5 protein-coding genes are annotated in these 5,053 nt (G+C 41.1%); 3 read left to right on the top strand and 2 right to left on the bottom strand.

The features are described from left to right. The 3 genes from P8O70_00340 to lpxB all read left to right on the top strand — a co-directional run. The coding region (locus P8O70_00340) for a MotA/TolQ/ExbB proton channel family protein (protein ID MDG2195331.1) at positions 1 to 255 on the top strand (255 nt) is incomplete at its 5' end. A 22-nt stretch (positions 256 to 277) separates the two neighbouring features. Next, positions 278 to 664, top strand: a complete 387-nt coding sequence (locus tag P8O70_00335) for a biopolymer transporter ExbD (GenBank protein ID MDG2195330.1) — start codon at positions 278 to 280, stop codon at positions 662 to 664. After that, positions 661 to 1,809: a lipid-A-disaccharide synthase gene (gene lpxB / locus P8O70_00330; GenBank protein ID MDG2195329.1), complete on the top strand. Its 1,149-nt coding sequence runs from the start codon at positions 661 to 663 to the stop codon at positions 1,807 to 1,809. Before P8O70_00335 ends, lpxB begins: the two co-directional genes overlap by 4 nt. A 13-nt stretch (positions 1,810 to 1,822) precedes the next feature. Here lpxB and P8O70_00325 read toward each other — a convergent pair whose 3' ends face one another. Next, on the bottom strand, positions 1,823 to 3,097 hold the full coding sequence (locus tag P8O70_00325; GenBank protein ID MDG2195328.1) for a D-alanyl-D-alanine carboxypeptidase: 1,275 nt from the start codon (positions 3,095 to 3,097) through the stop codon (positions 1,823 to 1,825). Positions 3,098 to 3,128: 31 nt separating this feature from the next. Beyond that, positions 3,129 to 4,958, bottom strand: a complete 1,830-nt coding sequence (locus P8O70_00320) for a Gldg family protein (GenBank protein MDG2195327.1) — start codon at positions 4,956 to 4,958, stop codon at positions 3,129 to 3,131. Positions 4,959 to 5,053: the final 95 nt, after the last annotated feature.

The following is a 5,053-nucleotide window of genomic DNA, read 5'->3' as shown; positions in this document are numbered from 1 at the left end:
GTTCTAGGAGTGATTGATACCTTCCAGGGAATTTCACAACTTCAATCTGTAGAATTGATGGTTGTAGGGCCAGGAATCTCAGAAGCCCTTGTAGCAACTGGTGCAGGGCTCTTTGCGGCTATTCCAGCGGTAGTCACCTATAACCTTTTCAATGCCTACATCCGTGACTCTATAGAACAAATTGAGGGCCTGTCATTAAAGTTTCTTCAACGCCTGCATCTGCAACTCCTTCTGACAAATGAGAAGAAGAACTAGACGCTCCCAAAAAAGTCAGCAAATGTTGGCAGATATAAACGTCACACCCTTCGTTGATATCCTCCTTGTTGTTCTTATCGCCTTCATCATTTCTGCTCCGTTAATTACTCGTTCACTTCCAATTGAACTTCCGCAGGGTAATCTTCGTCAGGAAAATCCGGAAAATCAAACTGGCAATATGGTCGTTGCGGTGGATCAGAATGAGAAAATTTTCTTTCAGGAAACAGACTATGATATCGCCAGTCTGGAAGCATATCTAGAAAAGGAAAAGTCAATCCCTCGGAGCAAAGTGGTTTATCTGCAGTTGGATAGGCGTGTTGAACACGGATATCTGATCAAGTTGATGCTGGTCTTTAAAAATGCAGGTTTTACCGAAGTTGGCCTGGCATTCAATGAAAAGGATCTTTGAAATCTTTAAAATTACTAATGGTAGCAGGGGAGGCATCGGGAGACCAACACGGGGCTGAATTAATTCACTTTCTTAGATCAAGTGTTTCTAATCTCGAAATCTACGGAGTTGGTGGTCAGAGGATGTTGGCTCAGGGTTTAAGACCCTATTACATGCTCGACTCCTTACAAGTCCATGGCCTTGTGGAAGTCTTACGTCATTTGCCACGGCTTTATCAAATATTGTGGAATCTTGTTGATTCGATTAGAGAGGAACAACCTGATGCGCTACTTTTGGTTGATTACCCAGGCTTTAATCTGAAACTGGCTAAGAAAGCCAAATCAATGGGTATTCCAGTCATGATGTTCAATAGCCCTCAAGTATGGGCTTGGCGCAAAGGTCGACTTAAGCAAATCATCGATTGCATTGACAAATTAGTTGTGTTGCTTCCGTTTGAATTGGAATTTTATGAAAATACTCGTGTTGAAGCAAATTTCTGGGGACATCCTCTTGTCAAAAAACGTCAACCCGAAGAGATCTTGTTAAGATTCAGAGAAACTATCCTTACTGCTTCAGAAAATAAGGTGGTTACTCTAGCTCCTGGCAGTCGTCCAAGTGAAATGCGCCAGCATTTACCTGTCATATTGGAAGCGGTTAGGAGAGGAGAATTTCAGAATATTGACTTTGTTTTACCCTTGGCTGATGGCTTGGATTCTCAAGAAGTTAGTGGTCAGTTAAGGGAACTACCAATCAAAATCATGCAAGGGAAATTTGAGGACTGTATAGAGGCCTCAGATGCAGCTATCGTCGCTTCAGGTACAGCAAGTCTGCAAGCGGGATTAGCCATTGTACCTTATGTTTTGATCTACAGAGTTTCCCCAATAAGTTTCTGGATTGCTAAGAAGCTAGCTCTTGTCCCCTTCCTTGGAATTTTAAATCTCTTGGCAAACAAACAAGTTGTGAAAGAGTTGCTTCAAGATGATTTCACCCCTGAAAATCTTATTAAAGAGCTTAGAAGTATTTTGGATGATGAAGCTGAGAACCAAAGAATTAGAAATGAGATGGGGAGAGTACGTGAAATGTTAGGAGACCCAGGGGCTTACCAGAGAGCTGCTGATGATTATCTGAAATACATTGTCAGAATCTCAGGTCCAGAGACTTCTTGAATATTTTGAAAAATCACTCAGGAACGTGACTGAAAAATGTAAAGATTTGCTTAGCGATCTTCTCTCTAGTATTTTTTTCTTGCTCAAGGAAAAGTACAAATTCCCACTCATCTTTCTTGCCTGCATATCCGACCAAACTGTATATTCCTTTCAGTGATCCAGTCTTCGATTTTAATCCTTGATACTCCGAAAGTAGATTTGGATGCATACGTAGCAGTTCCAATACCTTCAGCATGTCCTTCTCGCTCAACCAATTCTTTCTAGAGATCCCAGATGCTTCCACCAGGCTAATCTTTTTTGGGCTCACCCCCAATTTGTCTTGCCACCACTCTTTCCAGGGTTTGATTGATCTTTCAAAATCAATCGATGATTGCTCTCTTTCTAGGGATGCAGAGAGCAAAATCTGATTCGCAATAAAATTATTTGAATACTTAAGCATTGCACGGAGAATTTCTTTCAGTGATTTGGAGTTTTTGTACTGAAAGATAAATTTGTCATTCTCTTTTTTTAGCGAATTTTTGATTCCCCCAGTAAATTCCAATTCATTTTCTTTCCAGATGGCTTTCATCAATTCACCTGAATATCGTTGTGCAAGAGCGGGATCTTGAGCCAGGTTAATTCGTTGTTTGCCTGGCTTGATTTGCTTTCCTAGAGAAATTGTAAGTGGAGTAAGCGGAGTTTGCTTTTCAGCTGAAGTTAGGGTCCCATCGGTTTTCTTTTCGAGAGAAGCTGTGTTGAAATTGACTAATAATGCTCCATTTAGAGCATCGTAGGGATTGCTTGACCTCTCAACCCCATCTGCTTGAAGAGGAAATGTAAAAGCTGAATTATCAAGTAGTAAATGTCTCATCTTTAATGGGATTTTGCCTTTGAGCTCTCCACCTAAAATTTGAATTTCTTCAGAAACAAAAAATGGATCACCCAGGCCCCTGATTAACAAATCTTGATTGTCACGAAGGTATACCTCTGTCTGGAAATGATGATCCTCTCCCCAAACATCGAGAGCATATAGAGCCAGTGGAACCTTCAATGTCGAAGCTGGTATCCACTTTTTGTCAGGATCAGTCGTGTAATGGAAATGAGGCTCACCACTCTTAGCAATTAAGAGCACTCCTTCTTTTATATGCGGCTGAACTCTTTTTTTAAGAGCAGTCCAATCAGGCTCGACTGCGAATGCCAGTCCCAAGAAAAATCGTGGAATCACAAGTATTATTATGACCTTGGTAGCCATTCGATAAAGCTTTTGTTGATTTATTGGCATTATATAATCAGGAATTGCGATAAACATTTCATTTCTCAAAACCTTGAAGAGTCATTTGTTAAGTTCTAACTCCGTTTGTTCGACTTCGATAAATTAAAAAACCTAAGATGCCTACAAAACCTGGCACGATTAACAGATTTGCCATAAGCAAATTATTACCAAGTTCTTCAATATCTTGTCTGAGGATCTTCCTGACTTCACGCAGTTCACGCCTGGTTTGGCGTTCCTGCTCTCGAAAACTAGCAATTTGATCTTGAACTTCTTTGGGCAAGAGAATTTCCTTATCACCTTTCTGAACACCCTGAAGTAAATTATTTAGCTCACTTTGGACTCTATCGAGACTGGCTTGAAGCTGATTTTCTTCCTGTTGGTATTTTGTTTGGGCCTCTTGTTGAAGAGCTAGTACCTGAGTGAATGGACGTTGAAATTGTCCTCTGGAACGGATTTCATGTAAGGCATCGTTTCCGCTTAAATATTCAATGATATTCAAAGCCAGGTTCAGATTGTCATTGGTGGGTTGGACAATACTTTGACCGAGCAAGTTCAGTCTTTGAATTGCAAAACCGTCTGTCATCCAGTCAACGTCTGAAGCTAACAAAATGGTTCTTACTACTGCCGATTCCTTGATTAAGGATTCATCATTTACTCCTTCAGGTGGTCCATCAGTAAACGCACTTTGAAAAGTGCCTTGAATTTGGGCCAGAAGTGTTCTTTGTTGACCATCTACCTTTATGTCGCGGGCGATTTGCTCAGGACTTCCAAAGTGCAGTTGAAGCACATCGATAGGGCCGCTGTTTGGTGAGGTTTTGATCAATGCTTCAAAGGTAGTCGTTGCATTATCCAATGGCGATAAATGCCCCGCCTCAGCAAAAAGTAATTGCTCTAATTGACTTGTAATTGGATGCTGGCGGTCGAGTTGGCTAACACCAAGTGAGATCCAGGGAGGAAATCTCAAAACCCCATTCCGACTGTTGACTGAAGTGGCAAGCTGGAGATCCCCAACTACTTGGGCTGAATCATAACGAACTCCCCAGCTCTCAAGTAATCTCGGCAAATCACTAGCAAAACTTTGTGCAGGTTGCCCCCCTGTGGCAGCTTCGGCTCTAGCATTCGGATCCAAAGCAATAAAAAGGTTGCCACCCTTCAGCACGTATTGGTCAATCTTATAGAGTTGTTTATCAGAGAGATTTTTAGGATGTAGAAGCATTAGGAGATCAATATCATCTGGAATTGATCCTGATGGAGATTGTAAAAATTCCACATCAAAGAGTTTTTCAATCTCCTCTGATAAAGCCCAAGGTTCTCCACCTTGTTGCTGCATTATCAACTGGGGATTACCTTTGATTGGGAGGTCAGACCAGATGGCGATCTTTGGTAATTCGACTTCGGTAACTCTGTGGATTGCTAGAGTAATGTCATATTCTAAAAATTCCTGCCGCCTTGGATCAAAGAAAGGGATGGTTATTTCTTGATCCACTTGCAGAAATGTGGCGCCAAAAAAAATGCTATCCCCATTGGGAAGTTTCGGTGCTTCGATCCCATAACGTATTGCCCACTCTTCCTCCTCTGTATCTGGTTTTGGATCAAAGACTTCCAAAGTCATTTTTCCGGAGGAAATCGTTTGATATTCACCCAACAATTCAACAATTCGCTGAGCATATATTTTTAGGCTTGGAGGCAACTGCTCATTGTGGACGCTGAAATAAAACTTAATGCGAATAGGATCTTCTAGCTTCGTCAATATTTTTTTGGAACCCTCTGAAATTGTGTAGAGTTTGTCAGTTGTCGCATCTATTCGCAAAGGCACATGATACGCGATCGTGTTGATAGCAATTAAACAAACGAACAGCAGCACCAGAAAAATACTATTCAATGACCAGCTCTTCATTTTACCTCTTCCTAAATTAACGACTTTCGATGGTTGTTAAGATTCGAACATTTAGCACCAGCATAATTCCAATTATAGAACAGAAATAAATCACA

The sequence above is a fragment of the SAR324 cluster bacterium genome, from assembly GCA_029245725.1.
Lineage (GTDB): Bacteria > SAR324 > SAR324 > SAR324 > NAC60-12 > JCVI-SCAAA005.
The sequence above is the reverse complement of the archived record's forward strand: the minus strand, read 5'-3'. Positions and strand labels throughout refer to the sequence as shown.

Coding starts and splice junctions, on each gene's coding strand:
- P8O70_00335 (MDG2195330.1), top strand. CDS start 278: ATGTTGGCAGATATAAACGTCACACCCTTCGTTGATATCCTCCTTGTT.
- P8O70_00325 (MDG2195328.1), bottom strand. CDS start 3,097: ATGTTTATCGCAATTCCTGATTATATAATGCCAATAAATCAACAAAAG.
- P8O70_00320 (MDG2195327.1), bottom strand. CDS start 4,958: ATGAAGAGCTGGTCATTGAATAGTATTTTTCTGGTGCTGCTGTTCGTT.